Genomic DNA, 25,355 nt, shown 5'->3' on the forward strand with positions numbered 1-25,355 from the left:
GACATGACCGAACTCGCAGCCCGGACATCGTCCGGCCGCGCCACCAGCTCGGGCAACGGCACCGGCACTCGACGCGGCGCCCGGATGCCGCGGGACGAGCGCCGGGTCCAGCTCCTCGCTGCAGCCAGCGAAGTCTTCGTCACCCGCGGATACCACGCGGCCGGCATGGACGAGATCGCCGAGTGCGCCGGGGTCAGCAAGCCGGTGCTGTACCAGCACTTTCCCGGCAAGCTCGAACTGTACTGCGCTGTGCTGCAGAGCTACGTCGACAGCCTGATCGCCGGAGTCCGCCAGGCCCTGCGGTCGACGACCGACAACAGGCAGCGCGTCCGCGCCGCGGTGCAGGCGTTCTTCGACTTCGTCGACAACGACTCGCAGGGTTTCCGTCTGGTGTTCGAATCGGACCTGATGGGCGAGCCGCAGGTGGCCCACCGCGTGGAGCAGGCCACCGAGGCATGCGTCGACGCGGTGTTCGACCTGGTGAGCCACGACTCCGGTCTGGACCCCTACCGGGCGCGCATCCTGGCGGTCGGCCTCGTCGGCACCAGCCAGTTCACCGCCCGCTACTGGCTCGAGGCCGCCCGGCCGATTCCGAAGGAGGACGCCGTCGACACCACGGTCGCTCTCGCCTGGGGTGGACTCTCGCACGTGCCGCTGCAGCCGGAGCTGCGCAGGCGGTAACCGGAAGGCGCCGACCAGACGGCGCCGACCCCAGGGCCGGGGCCGCGCCCGCGACGACAGAAGGGCCGGGGCAGCAGCCCCGGCCCTTCGTCGTGATGCCGTCGTTCTAGGTCGCCGCGAACCCGACCTTGCGAATGTCGGCGGGGCCGATCTCGACGTAGGTGACCCGCGCCGCCTGCACGATGAGCTTGCGGCCCTTCTCGTCGACGAGTGTCAGCACGCCGTCCTTCTCGCCGGCCAGGGCTTGCGCCACGAGCGACTCGACCTCGTCGGGCGTCTGCTCGCTGATCACGGTGAGCTCGCGGGGACTGTCCGCAACACCGATCTTGACCTCCACGGTCGACCTCCGAACTCTCAGGGCTCTACAGCTGTCCCCGCCCAGGCTAGTGCAGTCCCAGCACCGCCATCCGCTCGGCGTGCTCGAGCTGCATCCGGTCGAACAACGCGGCAATGTCGGTGAGATCACCGGACGCGGCGATCACCAGATCGGTGAGGTCCTCACGCTGGGCCATCACGTACTGCGCCTGGGTGATGGCCTCGCCGAGCAGCCGCCGTCCCCACAGCATCAGCCGGTCCTTGTCGGCCGCGCTGCGCCGCACCGCCTCGCGCACCTCGTGCACCACGAACTCCGAGTGCCCGGTCTCGGCGAGGACCTCCCGCACGACCTCCGCCACCTCGGGGGCGAGGGTGCCGGCGATCTCGCGGTAGAAGTCGGCGGCGATGCCGTCGCCGACATACGCCTTGACCAGCGACTCGTGCCAGTTCGAGGGGTTCGTGGACGCGTGGTACGCGTCGAGGGCGCGCCGGTAGGGCTCCATCGCCGTGTAGATCTCCACGCCGCGCGCGGTGAGCGCGGCGTGCAGCGTCTCGAAGTGGCTCATCTCCGCGGCGGCCATGCTCGCGAACGCCACCCGCCCCTGCAGGCTCGGCGACATCCGTGCATCGTCGGCGAGGCGGTAGAAGGCCGAGATCTCACCGTAGGCGAGCACCGCGAACAACTCGGCGACGCCGGGATGATCGGCCGGGACGCGCGCCGGAGCGGCGGGTGGACGAGACTCTGCGGCGGACGGCGACGTTTCGGCTCCCATGACGACACAGCGTAGTACCCAGCCGGTGACCGCGCGGCTCACGGTACAATGGTCCTGGAAGGCCGCGCCTCGAGGCGCCGACCACCGGCCCCGCGGACTTCACCGATGATGTGCGCGCACCCGATCGCAGATCGCTGCCGCGCCTCGCAGAGCCCGTTCCGGTCGCTCTCGCTGAGGCGCAGGCCGGTCGCCTCTCCACTCGTGCGTGCGTGCCGAGACCAGGAAGGCCAGACCCCTGAGCAAGATCACTGTCGACCACGAAGACGACGCCACCGAAACCACGGTGTCGGCCCAACTCGACTCCACCCACACCCCGCCCACGTTCGGCGAGCTGGGCGTGCGGGACGAGATCGTCCGCGCTCTCGCCGAGATGGGCATCGAGCGCACCTTCGCCATCCAGGAGCTGACGCTCCCCCTCGCCCTCGCCGGCGACGACCTGATCGGACAGGCGCGCACCGGCATGGGCAAGACCTTCGGGTTCGGTGTCCCGCTGCTGCACCGCCTCACCACCACCGCGTCCGGCACCACCGCCCTCGACGGAACGCCCCGCGCCCTGGTGATCGTGCCGACGCGCGAGCTGTGCCTGCAGGTCACGCAGGACCTCGAGAACGCCGCCAAGTACCTCCGCGGCGCCGACGGACCGCTGAAGGTCCTGTCCGTCTACGGCGGGCGCCCGTACGAGACACAGGTCGACGTGCTGAAGAAGGGCGTCGACGTCGTTGTCGGGACCCCGGGCCGCCTGCTGGATCTCGCCAACCAGGGTCACCTGATCCTCGGCAAGATCGGCATCCTGGTGATGGACGAGGCGGACGAGATGCTCGACCTCGGCTTCCTCCCGGACATCGAGCGCATTCTCGGCATGGTGCCCGACCGCCGCCAGACGATGCTGTTCTCGGCGACGATGCCCGGCCCGATCATCACGCTCGCCCGCACCTTCCTCACGCGCCCGACGCACATCCGGGCCGAGGAGCCGGAGTCCTCCGCGGTGCACGAGCGCACCAACCAGCTCGTCTACCGCGCGCACGCACTCGACAAGGCGGAGCTGGTGGCGCGGGTGCTGCAGGCCGAGGGCCGGGGCGCCACGATGATCTTCACCCGCACCAAGCGCACCGCGCAGAAGGTCGCCGACGAGCTCGCCGAGCGCGGCTTCGCCGTCGGAGCCGTGCACGGCGACCTGGGGCAGATCGCCCGGGAGAAGGCCCTCGACAGGTTCCGCAAGGGCAAGATCGACGTGCTCGTCGCCACCGACGTGGCCGCCCGCGGCATCGACATCGACGACGTCACCCACGTCGTGAACTACCAGTGCCCCGAGGACGAGAAGACCTACGTCCACCGCATCGGCCGCACCGGCCGGGCGGGGCGCACCGGCATCGCCGTCACCCTGGTCGACTGGGACGACATCCCGCGCTGGCAGCTCATCGACAAGGCCCTCGACCTCGGCCTGTCCGACCCGGTCGAGACGTACTCGAGTTCGCCGCACCTGTTCGAGGAGCTGGGCATCCCCGAAGGCACGACCGGCACGGTCCGCAAGGCGCCGGCGGAGCGGCCCGCCCGCGAGGAGGCCGCCGAGGCCGCCGAGGACGCGGCACGACCCAAGCGCACCCGGGTCCGCCGGCGCACCCGCGGTGGCCGGCCCGACTCCGGAAGTGCCGAGAACACCGGACCCGAGAACACGAGCGCCGCGTCGGAGCAGGCCGAGGACTCCGGGGACGGGACGGCGGCGCCCGCACGCCGGCGCCGGCGCCGGCGCCGCGGCGGTTCCTCCGCGACGGCGAAGAGCGACACGGTCACGGCCTCGGCTGCCCAGTAGTCGGCCGCGATGCTCGCACCGGAGCGCAGAACCCGGGCGGACCTGATCGCAGCCCTCCTGCTCGCCGTCGCGGTCGTCGCGGCGGCGAGCGTCGTCTGGCTGCGGTCGGACGCACGCGGCACCGTGTCCGTCACGACCGACGCGGCACCCGAGGCGCCGGCGTCCGCGACGGCGGTGCCGTCGACGCTGACGGAGGCGTGGCGGGCCCCCAGCGGTGCGACGTCCCGTCCGATCGCGGTCGGAGGTGTCGTGGTCACCGGCGACGGCGGCACGGTCACCGGCCGCGCCCTCGACTCGGGCGCCGAGCTGTGGCGCTACGGCCGCGACATGCCGCTGTGCGGGGTCGTGGAGGACTGGCGCACCGCCGTGGCGGTGTACCGCGACCAGCGGGGATGCAGCCAGGTGACCCAGCTGGTCCCCGATTCGGGGATGCGCGGGGCGCAGCGTTCCAGCGACGCCGACGACGCAGTGACCCTCACCGCCGCCGACACCCACGTGATCTCGCGGGGCGACACCCGCCTCGAACTGTGGCGGTCGGATCTCGTGCGCACGCTCGAGTACGGGCGCGTGGACGCGCCCGTCGTGCCGGGGGCGCAACCCCGCAACGGGTGCACGCTGCGCTCGGCCGCGGCCAGCAGCACCCGGCTGGCGGTCGTCGAACGCTGCCCGGGCGAAGAGGCGGACCGGTTGACGCTGCTCGAGACGACCCCGGAGGCAGACTCCCAGCCGAAGGAGATCGCCTCGTCGGTGCTGCCGGAACTGGGGCCGGACGACATGGGTACGCGCGTCGTCGCGGTGAGCGGTGAGCGCACGGTGCTGTACCTGCCGCCCACCGCCTCGTCCGGGCCCGTTCTCGCCGGATACGACGCCGCCGGCACGCTGACCGCCCGGCACCCGCTGTCGGCCGCGGCGACGCCGGACGCGGTGTTCCCCGCCGCGGTGCAGGGTTCGTTCCTCACGTGGTGGTCGGGCACGGAGACCGTCGCCCTCGGCGGCGACGACCTGGTGCCGCGGTGGACGCTGCCCGGGACGACGGGCACCGGCGCCGCCATGGCCGGGGCCCTGCTGCTGCCGGTGCGCGACGCCCTCGCGGTGGTCGAGCCTGCCACCGGGGCGGTGCAGGGCCGGATTCCGGTCGTGCGCGACGAGGCGGGAGTGGTGAACGTGGCGGTCGCCGGGACTTCGGTGCTCGAGCAGCGCGGGCCGCAGGTCGTAGTGCTGCGATGAGCCCCCGAGGAACTCACCGCGCACCTCACGACGTGAAGGTGACCAGCTTCTTGCCGTCGCGCCAGTGGGCGAGCAGGTTCTCGGCCAGCTCGCGATAGGCCTCGGCGCCCTTGTTCTTCCGGCCGGCGAGCACCGACGCCCCCGACGCCGACGCCTCCGCGAAGCGCACGGTGCGCGGGATCGGCGGCGCGAGCACCGGCATGTCGTACCGGTCGGCGACGTCGGCGAGCACGTCGCGGCTGTGCGTCGTGCGAGCGTCGTAGAGCGTCGGCAGGGCACCGAGGAGCTCGAGGTCGGGGTTGGTGATCTGCTTGACCTCGGCGACGGTACGCAGCAGCTGCCCGACGCCGCGGTGCGCGAGGGTCTCGCACTGCAGGGGCACGAGCACGGACTGCGCGGCGGTCAGGCCGTTGAGCGTGAGCACGCCCAGCGACGGCGGGCAGTCGATCACGACGACGTCGAAACTGTCGAGCAGCGGGGCCAGCGCCCGCCGGAGGGTGAACTCCCGCCCCGGCCGCATCAGCAGCAGCGCCTCGGCCCCGGCGAGGTCGATCGTCGCGGGCAGCAACGTGAAGCCCTCGTCCGTGTCGAGCAGAACCTCCTTGGCCTCCGCCGCCCCGACCAGCACGTCGTGCACCGAGCGTTCGAGCCGGTCGGGGTTGTGCCCGAGCGAGAATGTCAGGCATCCCTGCGGGTCCAGGTCGACGACGAGCACCCGCTGCCCCAACCCGGCCAGGGCGGCCGCCAGAGACGCGACGGTGGTCGTCTTCGCGACGCCACCCTTCTGATTTGCCACCGCAAGTACCGTTGTCACGGAACGATCCTCGCCTAAAAGTCGTCCGAACGCGAGAATCGACCGCGACTTCCGCCGTCCGGCGGGTCGCCGATCCCCACGAAAGGCCCCGATCGTGATCCGCCGCGCCCGTCCCGCCGACGTCGACGCCCTCACCGCCCTCGTCTACGAGCTGGCCGAGTACGAGAAGGCCCGCGCCGAGTGCACCGTCGTGCCCGAGCAGCTGCACACGGCGTTGTTCGGCAGGGACGCCGCCGCGTTCGCCCACGTCGCAGAGGACGCACAGGGAACGGTGGTGGGCATGGCGCTGTGGTTCCGCAACTTCTCCACCTGGGACGGGGTGCACGGCATCTACCTCGAGGACCTGTACGTCCGGCCCGAGCACCGGGGCCACGGCCACGGCCGCGCTCTGCTCGCGGCACTGGCCCGCGAATGCGTCGACCGCGGCTACAGCCGCCTGAGCTGGTCGGTGCTGGACTGGAACACGCCGTCGATCGGGTTCTACCGCTCGCTCGGCGCCGTCCCGCAGGACGAGTGGACCACCTTCCGCCTCAGCGGGCAGGCACTCGCCGCGCTCGGCGGAGATCAGGCCACGTCGTCGGCGTCCGGGGCGTAGTCCTGCGCCAGCCAGCGCGTCGTCGGCGGGCTGAACAGCAGCACCAGCGCCGGCACCACGATCAGGGCGAGCAGGATGCCGAGCACGACCTGGTGGGAGTCCGTCAGCAGCGACCAGGCCACCGGCAGCAGCAACAGCTGGGCGACGATCGCCACGGCCCGCCCCCACCGCTTGCCCCGCAGCAGCGCGATCCCGGCCGCGAGCACGCCGCCGAACAGGATCCCCAGCCACAGTGCGAGGCCGTAGCCGTTGCCGACCGTCTGGTCGTGCCCGCCCGTGAGGGCCCGGACCACCGAGACCACAGCGAAGCCGATGGCGATCACGCCTTCGAGGACGACGAGACCACCCGCGGCTCGAACGGTCGACGGAACGGTGCTGCGTGGCGACTCGGTGGACACCCGGCCAGCGTAGTGGACCCGTACGAGACCACTTAGGCTGATGCTCCGTGCGCGCACTGCTGATCGTGAACCCCAACGCGACGACCACCACTCCGGCCGGTCGCGACCGGCTGGCCCGTGCGCTCGCCGACCGGGTCTCCCTCACCGTCGCCCACACCACCCATCGGGGGCACGCCGCCGAACTGGCCCGCTCGGCGCACGCCGACGGGATGGACGTCGTCGTCGCGCACGGCGGCGACGGCACCGTCAACGAGATCGTCAACGGCCTGCTCGGCACCCCGTCGGAACGGGTGGCCGACCCCACTCTCCCCCTGCTCGCGGTGGTCCCCGGCGGCTCGGCCAATGTCTTCGCCCGGTCGCTGGGCGTGGACGCCGATCCGGTGACGGCGACCGAGCAGTTGCTCGACCTGCTGGCCCAGCGCACCACCCGCCGGATCGGCCTCGGCCACTGCGACGGCCGGTGGTTCGTCTTCAATGCGGGACTCGGGCTCGACGCGCAGGTGTGCGAGGCCATCGACCTGAGCCGGCTGGGCGGGCGGAAGGTCACCACCGCGCGTTACGTCGCGCATTCGATCACGCAGTTCTTCAAGTCGAAGGGCGCCGAACCCGCGCTGACGTTGACGCTGCCCGGCCGGCCACCGATCCCGGGCGTGTACTACGCGTTCGTCTCCAATTCCAGCCCGTGGACCTACCTCGACAAGCGCCCGGTGCATACCAACCCGGGCACCTCGTTCGAGACCGGGCTCGGAGTCTTCGCGATGACGACGACGGCGGTGTTCGCGAGCCTGCGGGTGGTCCGCCAGCTGCTCGCGCGGCGCGGCGATCCGAACTCCCGTCGCCTGGTGCGCGTCGACGACGTCGCGCGGGTGCAGGCGGTGTCGTCCCGGCCGATCGGCCTGCAGGTCGACGGCGACTACCTGGGCCTTCGCACCGAAGTGGAGTTCGTGTCGGTGCCCGCCGTGCTCGACGTCGTGGCCCCGTGTCCCGGGCGCGCCGACGCCCGTACGTGATCCGGGTTACATTTTCGTTTCCCGAGGTGTACAAAGGAAGTTCGAACCCAAATACCCGGGACACCGTCGGCGTGAGCTTCCCCACGGTCGTGACGTTTTCTATTGACTTCACGCTGGTTCGTGAAAGCATTCACAAGTAACCGCGCGGAAACACTTGCCGACGCGCACATGAACTTGCCACCACGATCAGCCGGTGCGACGAGCACTATCGAAGGAGAGTAGAAGCATGGACTGGCGCCACAAGGCCATCTGCCGCGACGAGGATCCCGAGCTGTTCTTCCCCGTCGGCAACAGCGGTCCGGCCCTCGCGCAGATCGCCGACGCCAAGCTCGTGTGCAACCGCTGCCCCGTCACCGCCGAGTGCCTCTCGTGGGCCCTCGAGTCCGGCCAGGACGCGGGCGTCTGGGGCGGCATGAGCGAGGACGAGCGTCGCGCCCTCAAGCGCCGCAACGCCCGTACCCGGGCACGCACCGCGGTCTGACGCGACCTACGCCACAGAGCTCCGGGAAGGCCCGGCACCGTTTCGGTGCCGGGCCTTCCCGCGTCCGGAGGCCGCGCTCCCCCGTCCCGGCAGGGACACGGCGACACCGTCCCGGCAGGGACACGGCGACACCGTCCCGGCAGGGACACGGCGACACCGTCCCGGCAGGGACACGGCGACACCGTCCCGGCAGGGACACGGCGAGACCGTCTCAGCCGAGTGTCACCCGGCCCAGCGGAACCCGCAGCCGCGCGTCGGTGCCGGTCGGCGCAGCCCGTTCGAGCCGCAACGTCCCGCCGAGTTCCGCGGCGACGAGCGTGCGCACGATCTGCAGGCCCAGGCGGTCCGAGCTGCCGAGGTCGAACCCCTCCGGCAGACCCTTGCCCTCGTCGTGGACCACCACGTCGAGCCAGCGGGCCGACCGCTCGGCGCGCAGCGTCACGGTGCCGGAGGCACCCGGGTCGAAGGCGTGTTCCACGGAGTTCTGCACGAGTTCGGTGAGCACCATCACCAGCGGTGTCGCCCGCTCGGCGGGGAAGACCCCGAGGCTGCCCTCCCGGCGCACCCGGACCTGGCTGCCCACGGCCGCGACGTCGACGACGATGGGGATCAGCCGGTCGACGACGTCGTCGAGATCGACCTCCTCGTCCACCGACATCGACAGCGCTTCGTGCACGAGCGCGATCGACGTCACCCGGCGTACCGCCTCGGCGAGGGCCTGCCGGGCCTCGGTGTTGCCGGTGCGCCGTGCTTGCAGCCGCAGCAGGGCCGCGACCGTCTGCAGGTTGTTCTTCACCCGGTGGTGGATCTCCCGGATGGTGGCGTCCTTGCTCAGCAACGCCCGGTCGCGCCGCTTGACCTCGGTGACGTCGCGGATGACCACCGCAGCGCCCTCGAGCCGGCCGCCGGGCGCGAGCACCAGCGCGCGCAGCAGCACGGTGGCGCCGCGGGCCTCGATCTCCATGGGCCGTCCCAGCTTGCCGTGCACCGCTCCGCGCAGATAGGTCTCGACGTCCTCGCTCTCGAACGGATCGGTCACCAGCGCGCGCGTCGTCTCGATCAGGTTCTGGCCGAGCAGGTCGGAGTTCAGGCCCATCCGGTGGTAGGCGGACAGGGCGTTCGGGCTCGCGTACACCACCCGGCCGGACCGGTCGAGGCGGATGAAGCCGTCCCCGGCCCGCGGACTGGACTTGGTGTCGGATCGGGATTCCGGATTCGGGAAGGTGCCTTCGCAGATCATCGTGAACAAGGCGTCGGCGCATTCGAGGTAGGCGGTCTCGAGGGCGCTCTTGGTGCGCCGCGCCACGGTCGCCGCGTCGCGGCTCAGGACCGCGATGACCTGCCCGTCCCAGCGGACCGGCACGGCCTGACGGCGCAGGGGCGCGACGTGGCTGGGCCGTGAGTCCGCGGAGACGACCACTCCGGTCTCGAGGGCCCGCAGCACGTGTGGGTGCTCCCGTTCGGAGACCACCGAACCCACCATGTCCTCGGGCAGCACGGTCGAGGCGGTGGTGGGCCGGCACTGCGCCACGCACACCACCCCACCCGGCTCCGCGCTCACCCACAACAGGACGTCCGCGAAGGACAGGTCCGCGAGCAACTGCCATTCGCCGACGACCCGCTGGAGGTGATCGACCGCACCGCCCGGCAGGTCGGTGTGCTCGGCGAGGAGGGCACTGAGGGTGGACACGGGTGGCACGTGCGGACTCAGGAGATGACCGCGATGAGATCGCCCTGCTGGACGACGTCGCCGACGACCACGTCCAGCGATGTCACGGTGCCCGACGTCTCGGCGAGCACCGGGATCTCCATCTTCATGGACTCCAGGATGACCAGTGTGTCGCCTTCGGCGACGACGTCCCCCTCCTGCACGACCACCTCGAACACGGTGGAGACCATCTCGGCGCGCACGTCCTCGGCCATCGGGCACCTCATTCCACGAAGAAGACGGTGGCCCTGCTTTCAGGGCCACCGGACCACACGTGAAACACTGTAATGAACCAGAAAGGAGATCGGACCATGGGTAAGCGAGGCCGCAAGAAGCGCAGCCGCAAGGGCAACGCCGCCAACCACGGCAAGCGTCCCAACGCCTGAGGCGCGCGCACACGCGTGAGGGGGCCGGAAGCAGCTGCTTCCGGCCCCCTCACTCGTTGGTGGCTCAATCCCGGACGTCGGTGCGGGTCGTCACGACGACGGTCCGCCGGATCTCTATCAGCAGCCGCTCCCGGAGGCCCTCCGGAGCGTGCTCGCCGCCGCATTTGCGGCTCAGCAGGGACTTGAGCTGGGACTCGAGCCCGTACGCCTCGAGGCAGGACCCGCAGTCGTCGAGATGGCGCTGCAGGCGCTCACGCGACCGATCGTCGCACTCGCTGTCGAGCAGCAGGTAGACGTCCGCGATCACCGCGGAACAGTCGAGCTGATCGAAGTCGGCCGACTCGCTCACCTCGAGACCTCCTTCTTGTCCGCACCGTCTCCGACGGCCGCGTCGACGGCTCCGCTCCGGTTGAATCCCCGCTCCCGCGCGACATCGGCCAGCAGGCCGCGCAACTGCTTGCGGCCGCGGTGCAGCCGCGACATCACCGTGCCGATGGGGGTGCCCATGATCTCCGCGATCTCCTTGTACGGGAAGCCCTCGACGTCGGCGTAGTACACCGCCATCCGGAACTCCTCGGGCAGCTCCTGCAGCGCAGCCTTGACGTCGTCGTCGGGAAGCGCGTCGAGCGCCTCGACCTCGGCCGACCGCAGACCGGTGGAGCTGTGCTCGGCGGTCGCCGCGAGCTGCCAGTCGGTGATCTCCTCCGTCGGGTACTGCGCGGGCTGGCGCTGCTTCTTGCGGTAGGAGTTGATGTAGGTGTTCGTCAGGATGCGGTACAACCACGCCTTGAGGTTGGTGCCCTCCTTGAACGAGGAGAAGGCGGAGAACGCCTTGATATACGTCTCCTGAACCAGATCCTCCGCGTCCGCAGGGTTGCGGGTCATCCGCAGGGCCGCGCCGTAGAGCTGATCGAGCAGGGGCAGTGCATCCCGCTCGAACCGTTCGGCCAGTTCCGCACCAGACTCCTCGACCACACCGATCCCTTCACTTGCCGTATCCGTGAAGGCTACCGGTCGGGGCGGGCACAGCACAGGCACGCGGTACTCCCTCGCTCTCGGTCACCGGCCGCGCCCGATCGGGGCGGCCACCCGGAATCAACACGACAGCTCCGGCCCTTGTTCCCTACATTGGCGCGCATGGCCTCGACCTCCACTCCCGCGACGAAGCTGCTGCTGCGCGAGAACGTCACCCACCGCGTCCACGAGTACCCGCACGACCCGCGGGCCGGCTCCTTCGGCTCCGAGGCCGTCGAGATGCTCGGGCAGCGGCTCGGGGTGGTCCCCGCGCAGATCTTCAAGACCCTGGTGATCAAGCTCTCCGACGGCAAGCTCGCGGTGGCCGTGATCCCGGTCCCGGCGACCCTTTCGCTCAAGGCGGCGGCGGCCGCCCTCGGTGGCGGTAAGGCGGTCATGGCCGAGCGCAGCGACGCCGAGCGCGCCACCGGCTACGTCCTCGGGGGGATTTCACCGCTGGGCCAGCGCAGCCGGCTGCGCACCGCCGTCGACGCCTCCGCGCAACAGTGGGATCGGGTCCTGTGCAGCGCGGGACGCCGCGGCCTCGAGATCGAACTCGCGCCGGCGGACCTGGTGCGGCTCGCGGGCGCGGTGGTGGCGCCGATCACCACCGGGGCCTGATTCGGCGCCGGGCGTCAGAGCAGGGTGAGCTGCTCGGCGGCGGGCGAGGCCGGGGCGAGCAGTCCGAGACCGTGGTTGCGGACGCTGCCGACCACGGCCGACACACGCCGGATCGTGATCGAGGCCACCGCCTCGCGGCTCGACTTCGGATCGGACCACTGCGACCACAGCCCGGCCGTGCAGAGGCGCGAGCCGTCCCGCGGGGACATGCAGTACGGATCCGCCCGGCCCTGCCAGCCTTGCCGGCAGGGCCGGCCCTGCCGTCGGCCGACGACGGGTCGTGCTGCCACTCGTACCAGCCGTCCGTCGGCACCAGGCACCGCCGGTGCCGCACCGGCCGCGCGAAAGCGGGCTCGAGCTCGGCCGATTCGGAGCGGGCGTTGAAAAGCGTTGCGCTCCGGTCGATCTCGGCGGCGAACGACGGGACGGTCCCCCAGCGCATCCGCCGGATCCGCCGTCACCGCATGCCGGCCGCACACGGCTTCGAAGTGTGGCAGGTGTGGCCCTCGCGCGCGGATGGGCGAAGATGGACGGGTGAATCCGTGGAGTGCGCCCCGAGCCGAGTCACCCGTCGACAGTTCCGTCACGCTGCCCGGGTCCAAGTCGATCACCAACCGCGCCCTGATCCTCGCCGCCCTCGCGGACGGCCCGTCGACCGTGACCGGCGCGCTGCGCAGCCGCGACACCGACCTGATGATCGGCGCCCTGCGCGGACTCGGCGCGACGATCGACGAACGCGACGACGGCACCACCCTGCACGTCACCCCCGGCCGGCTGCACGGCGCCCGGGTGGACTGCGGCCTGGCCGGCACGGTGATGCGATTCGTGCCGCCCGTCGCGGCACTGGCCGACGGCGACGTCTTCTTCGACGGCGACGAGCAGGCGCGCACGCGGCCGATGGGCACGGTCCTCGAGGCCCTGCGCTCGCTCGGCGCCGACGTCGACGGCGACACCCTGCCCTTCACCGTGCACGGGCGCGGCCGCCTGCGCGGCGGTGTCGTCACCATCGACGCGTCCGGCTCGTCGCAGTTCGTCTCGGGGCTGCTGCTGTCCGCCGCGGCGTTCGATGAGGGCGTCACGGTCCGGCACGCCGGGGCGGCCGTGCCGTCCATGCCGCACATCGACATGACCGTCGACATGCTGCGCGAGTCCGCGGTGACGGTGGACACCACCGTGCCCGACACCTGGCGGGTCGCGCCGGGCCCGATCCGCGCGGTGGACCGCGTGGTCGAGCCGGATCTGTCCAATGCGACCCCGTTCCTGGCGGCCGCGGCCGTCACGGGCGGCACGGTGTCGGTGCCGCGGTGGCCGCAGCGCACCACCCAGGCCGGCGACGCGATCCGCGGCATCCTCCAGCAGATGGGCGCCGACGTCGCCCTGTCCGGCGGCACGCTCACCGTGCGCGGCCCGGAGCGCCTGCGCGGCCTCGACATCGACCTGCACGACGTGGGTGAGCTCGCCCCCACCGTCGCAGCGCTCGCGGCGCTGGCGACGACCCCGTCCACGCTGCGGGGCATCGCGCACCTGCGCGGGCACGAGACGGACCGCCTGGCCGCCCTGGCCACGGAGCTCGGCAAGCTCGGCGGCGCCGCGACCGAGACCGCCGACGGCCTGCACATCGTGCCCGCGCCGCTGCACGGCGGGCGCTGGCATTCGTACGCGGATCACCGGATGGCCACGGCGGGCGCGATCGTGGGCCTCGTGGTCGACGGCGTCGAGGTCGAGGACATCGGCACGACCGCCAAGACCCTGCCGAACTTCCCCGAGCTGTGGGCCGGGATGCTGACGGGAGCACGCTCCTGAGCCGGCGCACCTACGACGAGTCCGATGTCCGGATCCGTCCGGGCAAGGGCTCGCGTCCGCGCACGAAGGACCGGCCGGCTCATCTCGACGCCGCCGAGGCGATGGTGGTCTCGGTCGACCGCGGTCGGTGGGGCTGCGTGCTGGGCGGCGATCCGGCACGGCCGGTGGTGGCGATGCGGGCCCGTGAGCTCGGCCGCACCCCCGTCGTGGTCGGCGACCGGGTCGCCGTGGTCGGGGACCTGTCGGGACGGCCCGACACCCTGGCGCGGATCGTGCGGGTAGAGGAGCGCACCACGGTGCTGCGCCGCACCGCCGACGACACCGACCCGTTCGAGCGGATCGTCGTGGCCAACGCGGAGCAACTGCTGATCGTCGTCGCGCTGGCCGATCCGCCGCCGCGGACCGGGCTGGTCGAACGGTCCATGGTCGCCGCGTACGCGGGCGGTCTCGACCCGGTGCTGTGCCTGACCAAGAGCGATCTCGCCGATCCGGCCGAGTTCACCGCGCAGTTCGCCGACCTGGACGTCCGCGTGATGCTGGCCGGACAGGATCGGGACCTGACGGAACTCCGGGAGATGCTCACCGGCAAGGTGACGGCCCTGATCGGCCACTCCGGCGTCGGGAAGTCGACCCTGGTCAACAGACTCGTCCCGGATGCCGACCGGGCCATCGGGGCGGTCTCGGGCGTCGGGAAGGGCCGGCACACCTCCACGCAGTCGGTGGCGTTGCCGCTGCCGGGCGGTGGTTGGGTGATCGACACGCCCGGTATCAGGTCGTTCGGACTCGCGCACATCGGCGCCGACAACGTGATCGCCGCCTTCTCGGATCTTGCCGAGGCGGTGGAGGCCTGCCCCCGCGGCTGCACCCACCTGGGCCCGCCTGCGGATCCCGAGTGCGCGCTCGACGAACTCGAGGGCAAGTCCCGGCGCCGCGCGATGGCGGTGCGGGCTCTGTTGACCGCGATCGCCGCGAACGAGACCTGGTGACCGAGAGCCGGTGATACGGGCCCGCGACGCCGAGCGCCCGGCGTCACGGGGACGCCGGGCGCTCGATGCGGGCTCGGGATCAGCGCATGCCCAGGAGGCGGCGCACGCCGCGGACCCGGCGGTTCTCGCGGATCGCGGTCGCCAGACCGCGTCGCCGGCCGGTCGCGGGGTCCACCACGGCGGTGCCGCCGAAGCCGCGTTCGGACGCGGTTTCGGGTGCGGCGTCCGGGGTGTCGGCGAGGTACTTGTTCGGCAGCGACAGCTTGGCGATGGTGCGCCACGACTTGAAGTACTGCACCGCGAGGGGGCCGGTGGTGTACGGCAGGTCGTACTTGTCGCACAGCTGCCGGACCTTCACCGCGATCTCGGCGTACCGGTTGGACGGCAGGTCCGGGAACAGGTGGTGCTCGATCTGGTAGCTCAGGTTGCCGGTCATGAAGTCCATGACGGGGCCGCCGGAGATGTTGGCGCTGCCGAGCATCTGCCGCAGGTACCACTGCGCCTGCGACTCGTTGTCGACGTCGGCCTTGGTGAACTTCTCGGCGCCGTCGGGGAAGTGCCCGCAGAAGATGACCGCGTTGGTCCACAGGTTCCGGATGACGTTCGCCGTCATGTTCGCGGTCAGCGTGGACTTCCAGGCCTTGCCCGTCAGCGCCGGGTAGACCACGTAGTCCTTGACGATCTGGCGACCGATCTTGTCCCCGACCTCGCGCAGCTTGCGCTTGGTCTCGGCGCGGTCGTCGCGGCCCTTGGCCACCTTGCCGAGCTCGAGATGCTGGACCGCGACGCCGTACTGGAACAGCAGGGCGAGCAGCGCGTTGTAGACGATGTTGCCGTAGTTGAACGGCGACCAGCGCTGGTCCCGCGTGACCCGCAGCAGGCCGTATCCCACGTCGTCGTCCATGCCGAGGATGTTGGTGTACTTGTGGTGCAGGTAGTTGTGGGTCTGCTTCCAGTGCGCGGACGGGTCGGCGTTGTCCCACTCCCAGCTGGCGGAGTGGACCTCGGGATCGTTCATCCAGTCCCACTGCCCGTGCATCACGTTGTGCCCGAGCTCCATGTTCTCGATGATCTTCGAGACGCCGAGCAGGCCCGCACCGAGCAGCCACAGCGGACGCCGGCGGCTGCCGAACAGCGCCGCGCGCCCGCCGAGTTCCAGGCCGCGCTGCAGCCGGATCGTGTTGCGGATGTAGCGGGCGTCGCGTTCGCCGCGGGAGTCCTCGATGTCTCGCCGGATGGCGTCGAGTTCTCGGCCGAGGGCCTCGACGTCCGCCTCCGTGAGGTGCGCGTACTCCTTGATGTCCGAAATGGCCATGCGCCTACCGTACCGTAGGTTACGAGTCCGTAGGTTACGGAGATGTAGCTTGTGCGGCAGATCACTTCCGCCGGGCGGCGCGTTTGGCGGCGCGCAATGTCTGCAGCGCGGTCGCCAGCCCCTCGCGACGCTCCCCCACCGACCGCACCCGCGGCAGATCGGGACGCCGGAACTTGCGCTCGGAGGAGGTCTCCGGGGCGTCGTCCGACGTCGCCCGCAACCACGCGTCCGGCAACGCCAGCTTGTGGATCGTGCGCAGCGCCAGCAGGTACTGCTTGCCGAGCGGACCGCTCGTGTACGGCAGGTCGTACTTCGCACACAGCGTGCGCACCCGCTCCGCGATCTCCGGGTAGCGGTTGCTGGGCAGGTCCGGGAACAGGTGGTGCTCGATCTGGTAGCTCAGGTTGCCGGTCATGAAGGCCATCACCGGACCGGCATCGATGTTGGCGCTACCGAGCAGCTGCCGCAGGTACCACTGGCCCTGCGTCTCGTTCTCGTACTGCGCCACGGTGAACTTCTCGGCGCCGTCGGGGAAGTGACCGCAGAAGATCACCACGTACGCCCACAGGTTCCGCACCAGGTTGGCCGTGAGGTTCGCGGTGATCGTGCTGCGCCACGCCCGGCCCGTCATGGCCGGGAACAGCACCAGGTCCTTGCCCAGCTGCCGCGCGATCTTCCGGGCAAAGTCCTTGGTGGGCTGGGAGTTCCGCTGCCCCGGCGGCACACCGCACGCCTTCTTCTCGGCTCCGAGGTCGTGCAGGGCGATGCCCCACTCGAAGGTGGCCGCCAAGATCAGGTTGGCCACGGGCTGCAGCAGGTTGATCGGCCGCCACTTCTCGTCGCGCGTCATCCGCAGGATGCCGAATCCCACGTCGTCGTCCATGCCGACGATGTTCGTATAGGTGTGGTGCGCGTAGTTGTGGGCGCGCTTCCAGTGCTGCGACGGACCCGTCTGGTCCCACTCCCACGACGTCGAGTGGATCTCCGGGTCGTTCATCCAGTCCCACTGCCCGTGCATCACGTTGTGCCCGAGCTCCATGTTCTCGATGATCTTCGACAGGGAGAGCAAGCCCGTGCCGAGCAGCCACAGCGGACGCCGGCGGCTGCCGAACAGCGCCGCCCGGCCGCCGATCTCGAGCACGCGTTGCAGCCGGATCGTGTTGCGGATGTAGCGGGCGTCGCGCAGCCCCCGGGTGTCCTCGATGTCGCGACGGATCGCGTCGAACTCGCGGCCGAGTTCCTCGATGTCCGCGTCGGTGAGGTGCGCGAACTCGGTGATGTCGGTGATTGCCACCGGGGTCCTTCCCCCTGGTCCGGGTCGGTAGTGCGTCAGGCGCCGAGCGTGCAGTCTCCGGCAGCCGCGGAGATGCAGGTCTGAACCCGCTCCCCCTCGGCGTGTTCCTTGCCGGACCGGAGATCGACGACGTGCCCCTTCTCCAAGGGCACCACACAAGTCTGACAGATTCCCATCCGGCAGCCGAACGGCATCAGGGCGCCGGCGCTCTCACCCGCCTCGAGCAGGGTCGTCGCACCGTCGACGGTGACGGTCTTGCCCGACTTGGCGAAGGTCACCGTGCCGCCGGCGCCGGAGGTGTCCGCCCGGGTGACGGCGAAGCGTTCCAGATGGAGCCGCTCCGGCAGGCCCGCGGCATCCCAGAACCGCTCCATGTCGTCGAGCATCGCCTGCGGGCCACACGCCCACACCTGGCGCTCCCGCCAGTCCGGGCACACCGTGTCCAGCTCGGCGAGGGTGAACTTGCCCTGCTCCCGCGTCAGCCGCACGTACGGGCGGTACTGCTCGTGGTCCGCACCGAAGCGGGCGATCTCGTCGGCGAACATCACCTCGGGGGCGGTGGGCGCCGAGTGCACGTGCACGACGTCGGGCAGCTCGGCATGCGCCTGCAGCGACCGGCGGTCGAGGGTGCGCAGCATCGACATGATCGGGGTGATGCCGCTGCCCGCGGTGAGGAAGAGGATCTTCGGCGGCGGGGGGTCGGACAGGACGAACTCGCCCTTGGGCGCGGCGAGCCGCACGATCGTGCCCGCGGGCACGCCGCTCACGAGGTGACTCGACAGGAAACCGTCGGTCATGGCCTTGACGGTGATCGAGATGAGCTTGCGGTCCCAGGTGGGCGACGAGGTCAGCGAGTACGAACGCCAGTGCCAGCGGCCGTCGACGTGCAGCCCGATGCCGATGTACTGGCCCGGCGCGTACCCGAAGTCGAAGCCCCAGCCGGGCTTGATGACGAGCGTCGCGGAGTCGGCGGTCTCGCGGCGGACCTCGACGATGCGGCCGCGCAGCTCGCGCGCCGACCACAGCGGGTTGGCGAGGTGCAGGTAGTCGTCGGGCAGGAGCGGTGTCGTCAACCGCGCGGCCGCGCCGCGCAGGAGATTCGACACGGATCGGTCCCTCGTCGCGACATGCGCCGCCGGCCGCTCGATCCAGTCCTTCAGACCCATCCGATCACTTCTCCTCGTCCAGGGGCTACGCCTCCGTAGGTTACCAGCTCCCTACGGAGGCGTAGGTTGCGGCGAGACAGCCGTCACACTCGGGGCCGGGAGCAGCTCAGAGCAACTCGAGCAGGAACTGCAGTTCCTGGGCGGCGTACCAGGCGAGTTCGTGGTCCTCGGCGTCGCCCAGCACGAACTCCGCCTCCTCGTCGCCGAGGTCGGCCGCGTCCACGACCGGGAGGGCACGGGCGATGTCCGGCTCCGCGGCGGCGAGGTCCACGTGCACCGACGCGACCGCGGACAGCGGCACCGGTCCGGGCAGCCGGACCACCGCATCGTCGAGATCCGGGCGCAAAGTCACCCCGTCGACGTCCGCGGCCACGACCACCCGGCGCAGGCCGAACTCGGGAGCCGGGTCGTCGTCGGCCCGGCCGGCGAGCAACCGCAACGAGGCGCGGGCCGCCTCGGCCATCGCGACCTCGGCGAGTTCCTCGTCGTCGCCGGAGGTGTACGCCTCGCGCAACGCGGGGGTGACCGCGAACGCGGTGCGGCTCACCGCCTCGAACTCGCCGTCGGCGACCAACCGCTTCAACGTCTCGATCGTGGCCGGCACGTACACCCGTGTCACAACTCACCTACTGGCATCCAACAACTCCTCGAGCGACTCGTGCAGCAGCGACGTCAGCACCTCCACATCGGGCATCGCGTCGCGGTCCGCATTCAGACCGTAGTAGACGTTGCCGTCGTACGACGTCAACGCGACGCTCAGTGCCTGGTTCTTCAGGAGGGGCGAGATCGGGTACATCTCGAGCACCCGCGCCCCGGCGAGGTAGAGGGGATGCTGCGGACCCGGTGCGTTCGTGATCATCAGGTTGAACATGCGCTGGGAGAAACCACTCGCGACACGCGCCCCGACCGCGTGCATGGTCGCGGGCGCGAACCCGGACAGCCGCATCATCGACCGCGCCGGCACCCGCCGGCCCTGCCGCGAGTAGGCCTCCCCGGCGTGCGAGATGTGGGACAGGCGGACGACCGCGTTCGGTTCACCGACCGGAAGGTCCACCAGGAAGGTCGAGACCTCCCCGCGCGGCCCCGCCGCGGACACGTCCCCACCCTCGTCGGGCGCATCCGGGTCCTGCGTGTACACCGACATCGGCACCATCGCCCGCACCACCGTCGCCTCCGTCAGCGGCTCCCCGCGTGAGAGCAGCCAGTACCGCAGCGCCCCCGCGATCACCGCCAGCACGACGTCGTTGATGGTGCAGCCGTAGCGGGCCCGGATCTTCCGGTACAGCTCGAGATCGGCCTTGACCACCGCGAACCGGCGGTTGCGCGAGATCGAGGCATTCAGCGGGCTGCCGGGCGCGGACTGGGCGGCGGTGCGCGCCAACCGGCCCACGACATCCAGCGCCTCGCCGGCGGTGGCGGCCAGATCGCCGACGGCCGCCCGCAACCCCGACACGGCCTCGCCGGGGCGGGCCACCAGCTCCGCGAGCGCGCCGAACACCAGCGCCGAGTCGCTCGGCTCCGGTTCCGGCATCCACAGCTCCTCCGGATCCACCCGGGGAGTCTCGGTGGGCTCGAAGAGCACCTGCCCGATCTCGAGTGCCTCCTCGCCGTCCACCAGGGCCGAGTGGGTCTTGGTGAACAGGGCGCACCGGTCGCCGGCCAGGCCCTCGACGAGATACATCTCCCACAGCGGGCGCGAACGGTCGAGAGGACGGGAGATCAGCCGGGCCAACAGGTCGTGCAGCTGCGCTTCGGAGCCGGGCCGCGGCAATGCCGAGCGCCGCACGTGGTAGGTGATGTCGAAGTCGCGGTCGTCGACCCACACGGGCCGCGCCAGGCCGAGCGCGACCTCGCGGGCCTTCTGCCGGTACCGCGGCACCGCCGCGAGACGTCGCTCCACCAGCCGCAGCACGTCCTCGTAGTCGAGCCCACCGCGCGGCTGCTCCAGGATGGCGAGCGAGCCGATGTGCATCGGCGTATTGCTCGTCTCCAGAAAGTAGAACGACGCGTCCTGAGCCGACATCCGGTTGGTCATCGCCCGACATCCCCCTCGTCCCGCGGCGCCCCGGCCCGCGACGACTCGCCGAGGCCGAACAGCACCGTCAATTCCGCCACCACCTCGGCGGCATCGGCATGATGCACGCCGACCATCCCCGCCGCGACCGCGCCGTCCACGTTCACCCGCAGGTCGTCGACGAACACGCACGCCGACGGTTCGAGCCCGAGACGCCGGGCCACCAGCAGGTAGCTGCGCGGGTCCGGTTTGGCGGTGCCCACGTCTCCGGACAGCACCACCTCGTCCACCAGCCGGCCGCGCCCGAGATCGCGCAGCGGGCCGGCCGCGGGACCACCCGGATCGTTGCTGAGGATCGCGGTGCGCACGCCGCGCCGGCGCACCTCGGCGAGCACCCCACCGAGCGCGGCCGCGTCCGTGCCGGGGCCCGCGAGCACCCCACCGAAATCGAGCACCAGTCCACGCATCGCCTCACCCTAGTTCGCGAGCACCGGTTCGGCGATGCAACAGCCCGAACGACGCGGCGACACCGGACCCGCCATGCTCGCGCCTCCTCGGCGCGGATGTGGCACCATGACCGGCGACTCCGTCCTCTCCCGGGGTCCGCACACCGGGCGTCGGCCGTTCCGCGCCGACGTCGCCCCCCTGGATCCGGGAGAACCGATGACATCTCCGCACGGCGACGCCCACTACGTCCGGCGCATCGTTCCGTTCGAGCCGCCGGTGCAGCGCTGTTGCCCGGCCGGACCGCATCGCCGGCACGCGCGGCGCCGCCTCACCCCGCACGACGGCCGCTCGGTGCGCGCCTCGGCGCCGCCGGCCGGCCGGCCGCTGCCGGAGGTGGATCCGGCGGCGCGACGGTTCGCCGACCTCGCGGCCCGGTTGATCCTCGAGGTGGCCGACCGGCGCCGCCCGGAGACCCAACTCGCCGCGGTGCTGCATTCGTCGCTGCACGCGACCGTCGCCGCCGTGGCGAAGTCGGGCGACACGGGGACCGCGGTGCTCCTGCGGACCCGGCTGCGCGCGGTCGACGCCGACACCGCCGAGTTGTTCGGCTCCTACGGCCGCGGCCACCGCGTGTTCGCGCTGGCCGGCCGGGTCTCGCGCCATCCCACGACACGCCGGACGCCACACGGCTGGCTGATCACCACCGTGTGGCTGGGCTGACCGGACGACGCGGCCGGGCCGGCGCTCCGGCCGGGTCGTCAGCGGCGGCGCTGCGCCTTGGTCTGCTTGCGTGCCGCCTCCCGGCGCTGCCGGCGGGTGCCCGTCGTCCCGGGCGCGGACGCGGCCGGCGACGATGTCGCGGGGCTGCGCCGCACCTGGGCACTGCCGTCCTCGGCCGGCCCGGTGTAGGTGAGGTTGCGCTCCTCGTCCTCGTCGAGCCCCTTCGCGCGCAGCGCGGCCGGAGCGGGCGCGGGAGCAGGAGGTGCCGGGGCGGGAGCAGGCTTCGCCAGGGTGGGGGCGGCCTGCGCCGTGACGGCCGCGGACGCGGCGGTGACGCTGACGCCCGGGGCCGGCTGCGGCTGCGCCGCCTCGACCTGCAGGTTGAACAGGAATCCGACGGACTCCTCCTTCAGGCCCTCGAGCATGCCGATGAACATGTCGTAGCCCTCCCGCTGGTACTCGACGAGCGGGTCGCGCTGCGCCATCGCCCGCAGGCCGATGCCCTCCTTGAGGTAGTCCATCTCGTAGAGGTGCTCGCGCCACTTGCGGTCGAGCACCGACAGCAGGACGCGGCGCTCGAGCTCGCGCATGCCGCCCTCGCCGGCGACGGCGTCGATCTCCGCCTCGCGGCGGGCGTACGCGGCGCGCGCGTCCTCCAGCAGGGCCTCGCGCAGTTCCTCGCGGCTGAGGTCCGCGGGCTCGCCGTTCGTGGAGACGGTGAGTTCCTTGTGGTCGATGCCCACCGGGTAGAGGGTCTTCAGCGCCGTCCACAGCTGCTCGAGGTCCCAGTCCTCGACGTAGCCCTCGGCGGTGGCGCCGTCGACGTACGCGGTGACCACATCCGCGATCATGTGCTCGACCTGGCCCTCGAGGTCCTCCCCGCGGAGGATGCGGCGGCGCTCGTCGTAGATGACGGTGCGCTGCTGGTTCATCACCTCGTCGTACTTCAGGACGTTCTTGCGGATCTCGAAGTTCTGCTGCTCGACCTGCGTCTGCGCGCTCTTGATGGCCTTCGAGACCATCTTCGCCTCGATCGGCACGTCGTCGGGCAGGTTCAGGCGGGTCATGATCGACTCGAGCGCCGCGCCGTTGAAGCGGCGCATCAGCTCGTCGCCGAGCGAGAGGTAGAAGCGCGACTCACCCGGATCGCCCTGCCGGCCGGAACGGCCGCGCAGCTGGTTGTCGATACGGCGGGACTCGTGCCGCTCGGTGCCGAGGACGTACAGGCCGCCCGCCGCCCGGACCTTGTCGGCGTCGGCCTTGACCTCGGCGTTGATCCGCTCGATCACCTCGTCCCAGGCCGCCTCGTACTCCTCGGGCGTGTGGACCGGGTCGAGACCCCGCTTGCGCAGCTCCACGTCGGCCAGGATGTCCGGGTTGCCCCCGAGCACGATGTCGGTACCGCGACCGGCCATGTTGGTGGCGACGGTCACCGCGCCGGACCGGCCGGCCTCGGCGATGATCGTCGCCTCCTGCTCGTGGAACTTGGCGTTGAGCACGTTGTGCGGGATGCCGCGCTTGGTGAACTGCTTGGACAGGTATTCGGAGCGTTCGACGCTGGTGGTGCCGATCAGGACCGGCTGGCCCTTGGCGTGGCGCTCGGCGACGTCGTCGACGACGGCCGCGAACTTCGCCTCCTCCGTCTTGTAGATCAGGTCGCCCTGGTCCGCGCGGACCATCGGCTTGTTCGTCGGGATCGGGATCACGCCGAGCTCGTAGATCTGGTGCAGCTCCGCGGCCTCGGTCTCGGCGGTGCCCGTCATGCCGGAGAGCTTGTCGTAGAGGCGGAAGTAGTTCTGCAGCGTGATCGTGGCGAGCGTCTGGTTCTCCGCCTTGATCTCGACGCCTTCCTTGGCCTCGATGGCCTGGTGCATGCCCTCGTTGTAGCGCCGTCCGACGAGGATGCGGCCGGTGAACTCGTCGACGATGATCACCTCGCCGTTGCGGACGATGTAGTCCTTGTCGCGCTGGTACAGCTCCTTGGCCTTGATGGCGTTGTTGAGGTAGCTCACCAGCGGCGAGTTCGCCGCCTCGTACAGGTTGTCGATGCCGAGCTGGTCCTCGACGAGCTCCACCCCCGCCTCGTGCACGCCGATGGTGCGCTTCTTGATGTCCACCTCGTAGTGGACGTCCTTCTTCAGCAGCGGCGCGATCCGCGCGAACTCGGCGTACCACTTGCTCGACGCGTCGGCCGGGCCCGAGATGATCAGCGGCGTGCGGGCCTCGTCGATGAGGATCGAGTCGACCTCGTCGACGATCGCGAAGTTGTGGCCGCGCTGCACGAGATCGTCGAGCGAGTGCGTCATGTTGTCGCGCAGATAGTCGAAGCCGAACTCGTTGTTGGTGCCGTAGGTGATGTCCGCGGCGTACGCGGCGCGCCGCTCGGCGGGCGGGAGGCCGGACAGGATCACCGCGGTCTCGAGCCCGAGGGACCGGTGCACCCGGCCCATCCACTCGGAGTCGCGCTTGGCGAGGTAGTCGTTGACCGTCACCACGTGCACGCCCTCGTCGGCGATGGCGTTGAGGTAGGCGGGCAGCACACAGGTCAGGGTCTTGCCCTCACCGGTCTTCATCTCGGCGATGTTGCCGAAGTGCAGCGCCGCGCCGCCCATGATCTGAACCGGGTAGTGCTTCTGGCCCAGCACCCGCCACGACGCCTCGCGGGCCGTCGCGAACGCCTCGGGCAGCAGCTCGTCGAGGGTCTCGCCGTCCTGGTAACGCCGGCGGAACTCGTCCGTCTTGGCCCGCAACTGCTCGTCGGTGAGCGTCTCGAACTCGGGTGAGAGGGAATCGACGTGGTCGGCGATGTGCTTGAGCCGCTTGACCATGCGACCTTCACCGACTCGGAGCAGCTTCGACAGCGACAGCACGGGCGTGTTCGTCCTCAATCTCGGGTACAGCACGGGCAACGAAAATCCGGCCGAGGCCTGTATCGACCCCGGCCGGATTCCATGGTAGGCGGTCTTTCAGCGAGGTGACGACGGGCGACCGCTCGGCAGGGTGGCGCGCGAGGCGCCGCCGCTCCGCGGTGCGGTCGTCACACCAGCCGGATCAATCCGTAGTCGAACGCGTGCCGGCGGTAGACGACCGAGGGACTGTCGGTCTCCTTGTCGTGGAACAGGTAGAAGTCGTGCCCCACCAGCTCCATCTCGTACAGCGCGTCGTCGACGGTCATCGGCTCGGCCGTGTGCTCCTTCGTGCGCACGATCCGGCCCGGACCTGTGGGCTCGGGCTCGTGCTGTTCCAGCGAGATCTCCGGTGAGATGCCGAGGGAGTCGTCCTTGGCGAGTTGCGCGGTGGCCTCGGCGACCGAGACGGGGGTCTTCTCCCCGTGGTGCACCTTGCGGCGGTCCTTCGTGCGACGCAACCGCGACTCCAGCTTGTCCGTCACGGACTCGAAGGCGGCGTAGAAACTGTCCGCGGACGCCTCCGCGCGCACCACCGGTCCCTTGGCCCGAGCGGTGATCTCGACTCTCTGACAACTCTTCAGCTGCCGGCGATTGCGCTCGTGCTGCAACTCCACATCGAACAGGAAGATCGTCGGGTCGAAACGTTCGAGCCGAGCGAGCTTCTCGGACACGTAGACCCGGAAGTGATCCGGGACCTCGACGTTGCGCCCCTTGACGACGATGTCGGCGCGGGGACCGTTGGACTCCGCAGTACCGGCTTCGGCCTCTGCAGCGGGAACCTTGGACTTCGAAGGGATCGTCACTCGTACCTCCCGAGTACGGCCGGCGCAGCTCGCGCGCCGGCATGATCGACGAGCGCGAAACGCGC

Annotated in this window: 28 protein-coding genes and 1 pseudogene; 11 read left to right on the forward strand and 18 right to left on the reverse strand. The window is 70.9% G+C overall.

Annotation, left to right across the window (positions count from 1 at the left end; genetic code table 11):
• Nucleotides 1–3 precede the first annotated feature (3 nt).
• Nucleotides 4–681 carry a TetR/AcrR family transcriptional regulator gene (locus tag KZJ41_RS18220; RefSeq protein ID WP_006942732.1) on the forward strand — a complete coding sequence of 226 codons (678 nt, stop codon included), beginning with the start codon at nucleotides 4–6 and terminating at the stop codon, nucleotides 679–681.
• Nucleotides 682–787: 106 nt separating this feature from the next.
• On the opposite strand, the gene KZJ41_RS18225 is transcribed toward KZJ41_RS18220, so the two are convergent.
• On the reverse strand, nucleotides 788–1,018 hold the full coding sequence (locus KZJ41_RS18225) for a DUF3107 domain-containing protein (protein WP_006942731.1): 231 nt from the start codon (nucleotides 1,016–1,018) through the stop codon (nucleotides 788–790).
• 46 nt (nucleotides 1,019–1,064) lie between these two features.
• A complete protein-coding gene (locus tag KZJ41_RS18230) occupies nucleotides 1,065–1,769 on the reverse strand; it encodes a ferritin-like fold-containing protein (protein WP_029544591.1) in 705 nt (234 codons plus the stop codon).
• 205 nt (nucleotides 1,770–1,974) lie between these two features.
• Here KZJ41_RS18230 and KZJ41_RS18235 point away from each other — a divergent pair, with 205 nt between their 5' ends.
• Nucleotides 1,975–3,579, forward strand: a complete 1,605-nt coding sequence (locus tag KZJ41_RS18235) for a DEAD/DEAH box helicase (RefSeq protein WP_006942724.1) — start codon at nucleotides 1,975–1,977, stop codon at nucleotides 3,577–3,579.
• 9 nt (nucleotides 3,580–3,588) lie between these two features.
• Nucleotides 3,589–4,806: a hypothetical protein gene (locus tag KZJ41_RS18240; RefSeq protein ID WP_006942723.1), complete on the forward strand. Its 1,218-nt coding sequence runs from the start codon at nucleotides 3,589–3,591 to the stop codon at nucleotides 4,804–4,806.
• 25 nt (nucleotides 4,807–4,831) lie between these two features.
• Here KZJ41_RS18240 and KZJ41_RS18245 read toward each other — a convergent pair whose 3' ends face one another.
• Nucleotides 4,832–5,620 (reverse strand): ParA family protein, encoded by a 789-nt coding sequence (locus tag KZJ41_RS18245; protein WP_006942721.1) that lies wholly within the window; start codon nucleotides 5,618–5,620, stop codon nucleotides 4,832–4,834.
• Between the two features lie 37 nt (nucleotides 5,621–5,657).
• Between KZJ41_RS18245 and KZJ41_RS18250 the strand changes: the two genes are divergently transcribed.
• Entirely contained in the window at nucleotides 5,658–6,215 is a 558-nt protein-coding gene (locus KZJ41_RS18250; protein ID WP_256997144.1) for a GNAT family N-acetyltransferase, read from the forward strand.
• Here the strand turns inward: KZJ41_RS18250 and KZJ41_RS18255 are convergent.
• Entirely contained in the window at nucleotides 6,185–6,613 is a 429-nt protein-coding gene (locus KZJ41_RS18255) for a hypothetical protein (protein WP_006942719.1), read from the reverse strand. The genes KZJ41_RS18250 and KZJ41_RS18255 overlap by 31 nt on opposite strands.
• 47 nt (nucleotides 6,614–6,660) lie before the next feature.
• On the opposite strand from KZJ41_RS18255, the gene KZJ41_RS18260 reads away from it, so the two are divergent.
• Together KZJ41_RS18260 and KZJ41_RS18265 are read left to right on the forward strand one after the other, a co-directional pair.
• A complete protein-coding gene (locus KZJ41_RS18260) occupies nucleotides 6,661–7,623 on the forward strand; it encodes a diacylglycerol kinase family protein (protein WP_006942718.1) in 963 nt (320 codons plus the stop codon).
• A 226-nt stretch (nucleotides 7,624–7,849) separates the two neighbouring features.
• Nucleotides 7,850–8,104, forward strand: a complete 255-nt coding sequence (locus KZJ41_RS18265) for a WhiB family transcriptional regulator (RefSeq protein WP_006550236.1) — start codon at nucleotides 7,850–7,852, stop codon at nucleotides 8,102–8,104.
• A gap of 211 nt (nucleotides 8,105–8,315) precedes the next feature.
• On the opposite strand, the gene KZJ41_RS18270 is transcribed toward KZJ41_RS18265, so the two are convergent.
• Together KZJ41_RS18270 and KZJ41_RS18275 are read right to left on the reverse strand one after the other, a co-directional pair.
• The gene (locus KZJ41_RS18270) at nucleotides 8,316–9,794 is read right to left on the reverse strand and encodes a sensor histidine kinase (protein WP_006942716.1); all 1,479 of its coding nucleotides are present in this window, start codon (nucleotides 9,792–9,794) and stop codon (nucleotides 8,316–8,318) included.
• Nucleotides 9,795–9,811: 17 nt separating this feature from the next.
• On the reverse strand, nucleotides 9,812–10,027 hold the full coding sequence (locus KZJ41_RS18275) for a biotin/lipoyl-binding carrier protein (protein WP_003939128.1): 216 nt from the start codon (nucleotides 10,025–10,027) through the stop codon (nucleotides 9,812–9,814).
• Between the two features lie 96 nt (nucleotides 10,028–10,123).
• On the opposite strand from KZJ41_RS18275, the gene KZJ41_RS28610 reads away from it, so the two are divergent.
• Nucleotides 10,124–10,198, forward strand: coding sequence for a 50S ribosomal protein bL37 (locus tag KZJ41_RS28610; RefSeq protein WP_022597109.1), 75 nt, complete (start codon nucleotides 10,124–10,126; stop codon nucleotides 10,196–10,198).
• A gap of 64 nt (nucleotides 10,199–10,262) precedes the next feature.
• Here the strand turns inward: KZJ41_RS28610 and rsrA are convergent, their stop codons facing one another.
• Complete coding sequence (gene rsrA, locus KZJ41_RS18280; RefSeq protein WP_006942706.1) at nucleotides 10,263–10,547, reverse strand: mycothiol system anti-sigma-R factor; 285 nt, start codon at nucleotides 10,545–10,547, stop codon at nucleotides 10,263–10,265.
• Nucleotides 10,544–11,173 (reverse strand): sigma-70 family RNA polymerase sigma factor, encoded by a 630-nt coding sequence (locus tag KZJ41_RS18285; protein WP_037200997.1) that lies wholly within the window; start codon nucleotides 11,171–11,173, stop codon nucleotides 10,544–10,546. Before KZJ41_RS18285 ends, rsrA begins: the two co-directional genes overlap by 4 nt.
• A 162-nt stretch (nucleotides 11,174–11,335) precedes the next feature.
• On the opposite strand from KZJ41_RS18285, the gene ybaK reads away from it, so the two are divergent.
• Nucleotides 11,336–11,833, forward strand: coding sequence for a Cys-tRNA(Pro) deacylase (gene ybaK, locus KZJ41_RS18290; protein ID WP_231772686.1), 498 nt, complete (start codon nucleotides 11,336–11,338; stop codon nucleotides 11,831–11,833).
• A gap of 14 nt (nucleotides 11,834–11,847) precedes the next feature.
• On the opposite strand, the gene KZJ41_RS18295 is transcribed toward ybaK, so the two are convergent.
• Together KZJ41_RS18295 and KZJ41_RS28615 are read right to left on the reverse strand one after the other, a co-directional pair.
• Nucleotides 11,848–12,123: an SOS response-associated peptidase gene (locus KZJ41_RS18295; protein WP_231385917.1), complete on the reverse strand. Its 276-nt coding sequence runs from the start codon at nucleotides 12,121–12,123 to the stop codon at nucleotides 11,848–11,850.
• Between the two features lie 44 nt (nucleotides 12,124–12,167).
• Nucleotides 12,168–12,275, reverse strand: a pseudogene (locus KZJ41_RS28615) (SOS response-associated peptidase); the annotation flags it as partial.
• A 74-nt stretch (nucleotides 12,276–12,349) separates the two neighbouring features.
• On the opposite strand from KZJ41_RS28615, the gene aroA reads away from it, so the two are divergent.
• Nucleotides 12,350–13,636: a 3-phosphoshikimate 1-carboxyvinyltransferase gene (aroA, locus tag KZJ41_RS18300; protein ID WP_037200999.1), complete on the forward strand. Its 1,287-nt coding sequence runs from the start codon at nucleotides 12,350–12,352 to the stop codon at nucleotides 13,634–13,636.
• The gene (gene rsgA / locus KZJ41_RS18305) at nucleotides 13,603–14,622 is read left to right on the forward strand and encodes a ribosome small subunit-dependent GTPase A (RefSeq protein WP_006942701.1); all 1,020 of its coding nucleotides are present in this window, start codon (nucleotides 13,603–13,605) and stop codon (nucleotides 14,620–14,622) included. The genes aroA and rsgA overlap by 34 nt, the downstream gene beginning before the upstream one ends.
• 79 nt (nucleotides 14,623–14,701) lie before the next feature.
• Here the strand turns inward: rsgA and KZJ41_RS18310 are convergent, their stop codons facing one another.
• The 6 genes from KZJ41_RS18310 to KZJ41_RS18335 form a co-directional block, all read right to left on the reverse strand.
• Nucleotides 14,702–15,937 (reverse strand): fatty acid desaturase, encoded by a 1,236-nt coding sequence (locus tag KZJ41_RS18310; RefSeq protein ID WP_006942700.1) that lies wholly within the window; start codon nucleotides 15,935–15,937, stop codon nucleotides 14,702–14,704.
• 61 nt (nucleotides 15,938–15,998) lie between these two features.
• A complete protein-coding gene (locus KZJ41_RS18315) occupies nucleotides 15,999–17,231 on the reverse strand; it encodes an acyl-CoA desaturase (RefSeq protein ID WP_006942699.1) in 1,233 nt (410 codons plus the stop codon).
• A 35-nt stretch (nucleotides 17,232–17,266) separates the two neighbouring features.
• Entirely contained in the window at nucleotides 17,267–18,397 is a 1,131-nt protein-coding gene (locus tag KZJ41_RS18320) for a ferredoxin reductase (protein ID WP_050035462.1), read from the reverse strand.
• A gap of 106 nt (nucleotides 18,398–18,503) precedes the next feature.
• Nucleotides 18,504–19,016: a hypothetical protein gene (locus tag KZJ41_RS18325; RefSeq protein WP_006942694.1), complete on the reverse strand. Its 513-nt coding sequence runs from the start codon at nucleotides 19,014–19,016 to the stop codon at nucleotides 18,504–18,506.
• A gap of 3 nt (nucleotides 19,017–19,019) precedes the next feature.
• Nucleotides 19,020–20,432 carry a wax ester/triacylglycerol synthase family O-acyltransferase gene (locus KZJ41_RS18330; protein ID WP_029544608.1) on the reverse strand — a complete coding sequence of 471 codons (1,413 nt, stop codon included), beginning with the start codon at nucleotides 20,430–20,432 and terminating at the stop codon, nucleotides 19,020–19,022.
• Entirely contained in the window at nucleotides 20,429–20,878 is a 450-nt protein-coding gene (locus tag KZJ41_RS18335) for an HAD-IA family hydrolase (protein ID WP_006942692.1), read from the reverse strand. The genes KZJ41_RS18330 and KZJ41_RS18335 overlap by 4 nt, the downstream gene beginning before the upstream one ends.
• 196 nt (nucleotides 20,879–21,074) lie before the next feature.
• Here KZJ41_RS18335 and KZJ41_RS18340 point away from each other — a divergent pair, with 196 nt between their 5' ends.
• Nucleotides 21,075–21,578 carry an Rv3235 family protein gene (locus KZJ41_RS18340; RefSeq protein ID WP_037201793.1) on the forward strand — a complete coding sequence of 168 codons (504 nt, stop codon included), beginning with the start codon at nucleotides 21,075–21,077 and terminating at the stop codon, nucleotides 21,576–21,578.
• A 38-nt stretch (nucleotides 21,579–21,616) separates the two neighbouring features.
• Here KZJ41_RS18340 and secA read toward each other — a convergent pair whose 3' ends face one another.
• Nucleotides 21,617–24,448, reverse strand: a complete 2,832-nt coding sequence (gene secA / locus KZJ41_RS18345; RefSeq protein WP_029544610.1) for a preprotein translocase subunit SecA — start codon at nucleotides 24,446–24,448, stop codon at nucleotides 21,617–21,619.
• A 167-nt stretch (nucleotides 24,449–24,615) separates the two neighbouring features.
• Nucleotides 24,616–25,290 (reverse strand): ribosome hibernation-promoting factor, HPF/YfiA family, encoded by a 675-nt coding sequence (hpf, locus tag KZJ41_RS18350; RefSeq protein ID WP_006942687.1) that lies wholly within the window; start codon nucleotides 25,288–25,290, stop codon nucleotides 24,616–24,618.
• Nucleotides 25,291–25,355 lie beyond the last annotated feature (65 nt).

Origin of the sequence: Rhodococcus sp. 11-3, assembly GCF_023704055.1 — a bacterium.
Taxonomy (GTDB): domain Bacteria; phylum Actinomycetota; class Actinomycetes; order Mycobacteriales; family Mycobacteriaceae; genus Rhodococcus; species Rhodococcus aetherivorans.

Coding starts and splice junctions, on each gene's coding strand:
- ybaK (WP_231772686.1), top strand. CDS start 11,336: ATGGCCTCGACCTCCACTCCCGCGACGAAGCTGCTGCTGCGCGAGAAC.
- KZJ41_RS18320 (WP_050035462.1), bottom strand. CDS start 18,397: ATGGGTCTGAAGGACTGGATCGAGCGGCCGGCGGCGCATGTCGCGACG.
- KZJ41_RS18275 (WP_003939128.1), bottom strand. CDS start 10,027: ATGGCCGAGGACGTGCGCGCCGAGATGGTCTCCACCGTGTTCGAGGTG.
- KZJ41_RS18220 (WP_006942732.1), top strand. CDS start 4: ATGACCGAACTCGCAGCCCGGACATCGTCCGGCCGCGCCACCAGCTCG.
- KZJ41_RS18310 (WP_006942700.1), bottom strand. CDS start 15,937: ATGGCCATTTCGGACATCAAGGAGTACGCGCACCTCACGGAGGCGGAC.
- KZJ41_RS18240 (WP_006942723.1), top strand. CDS start 3,589: ATGCTCGCACCGGAGCGCAGAACCCGGGCGGACCTGATCGCAGCCCTC.
- KZJ41_RS18335 (WP_006942692.1), bottom strand. CDS start 20,878: ATGCGTGGACTGGTGCTCGATTTCGGTGGGGTGCTCGCGGGCCCCGGC.
- KZJ41_RS18265 (WP_006550236.1), top strand. CDS start 7,850: ATGGACTGGCGCCACAAGGCCATCTGCCGCGACGAGGATCCCGAGCTG.
- aroA (WP_037200999.1), top strand. CDS start 12,350: ATGGGCGAAGATGGACGGGTGAATCCGTGGAGTGCGCCCCGAGCCGAG.
- KZJ41_RS18330 (WP_029544608.1), bottom strand. CDS start 20,432: ATGACCAACCGGATGTCGGCTCAGGACGCGTCGTTCTACTTTCTGGAG.
- KZJ41_RS18230 (WP_029544591.1), bottom strand. CDS start 1,769: ATGGGAGCCGAAACGTCGCCGTCCGCCGCAGAGTCTCGTCCACCCGCC.
- KZJ41_RS18340 (WP_037201793.1), top strand. CDS start 21,075: ATGACATCTCCGCACGGCGACGCCCACTACGTCCGGCGCATCGTTCCG.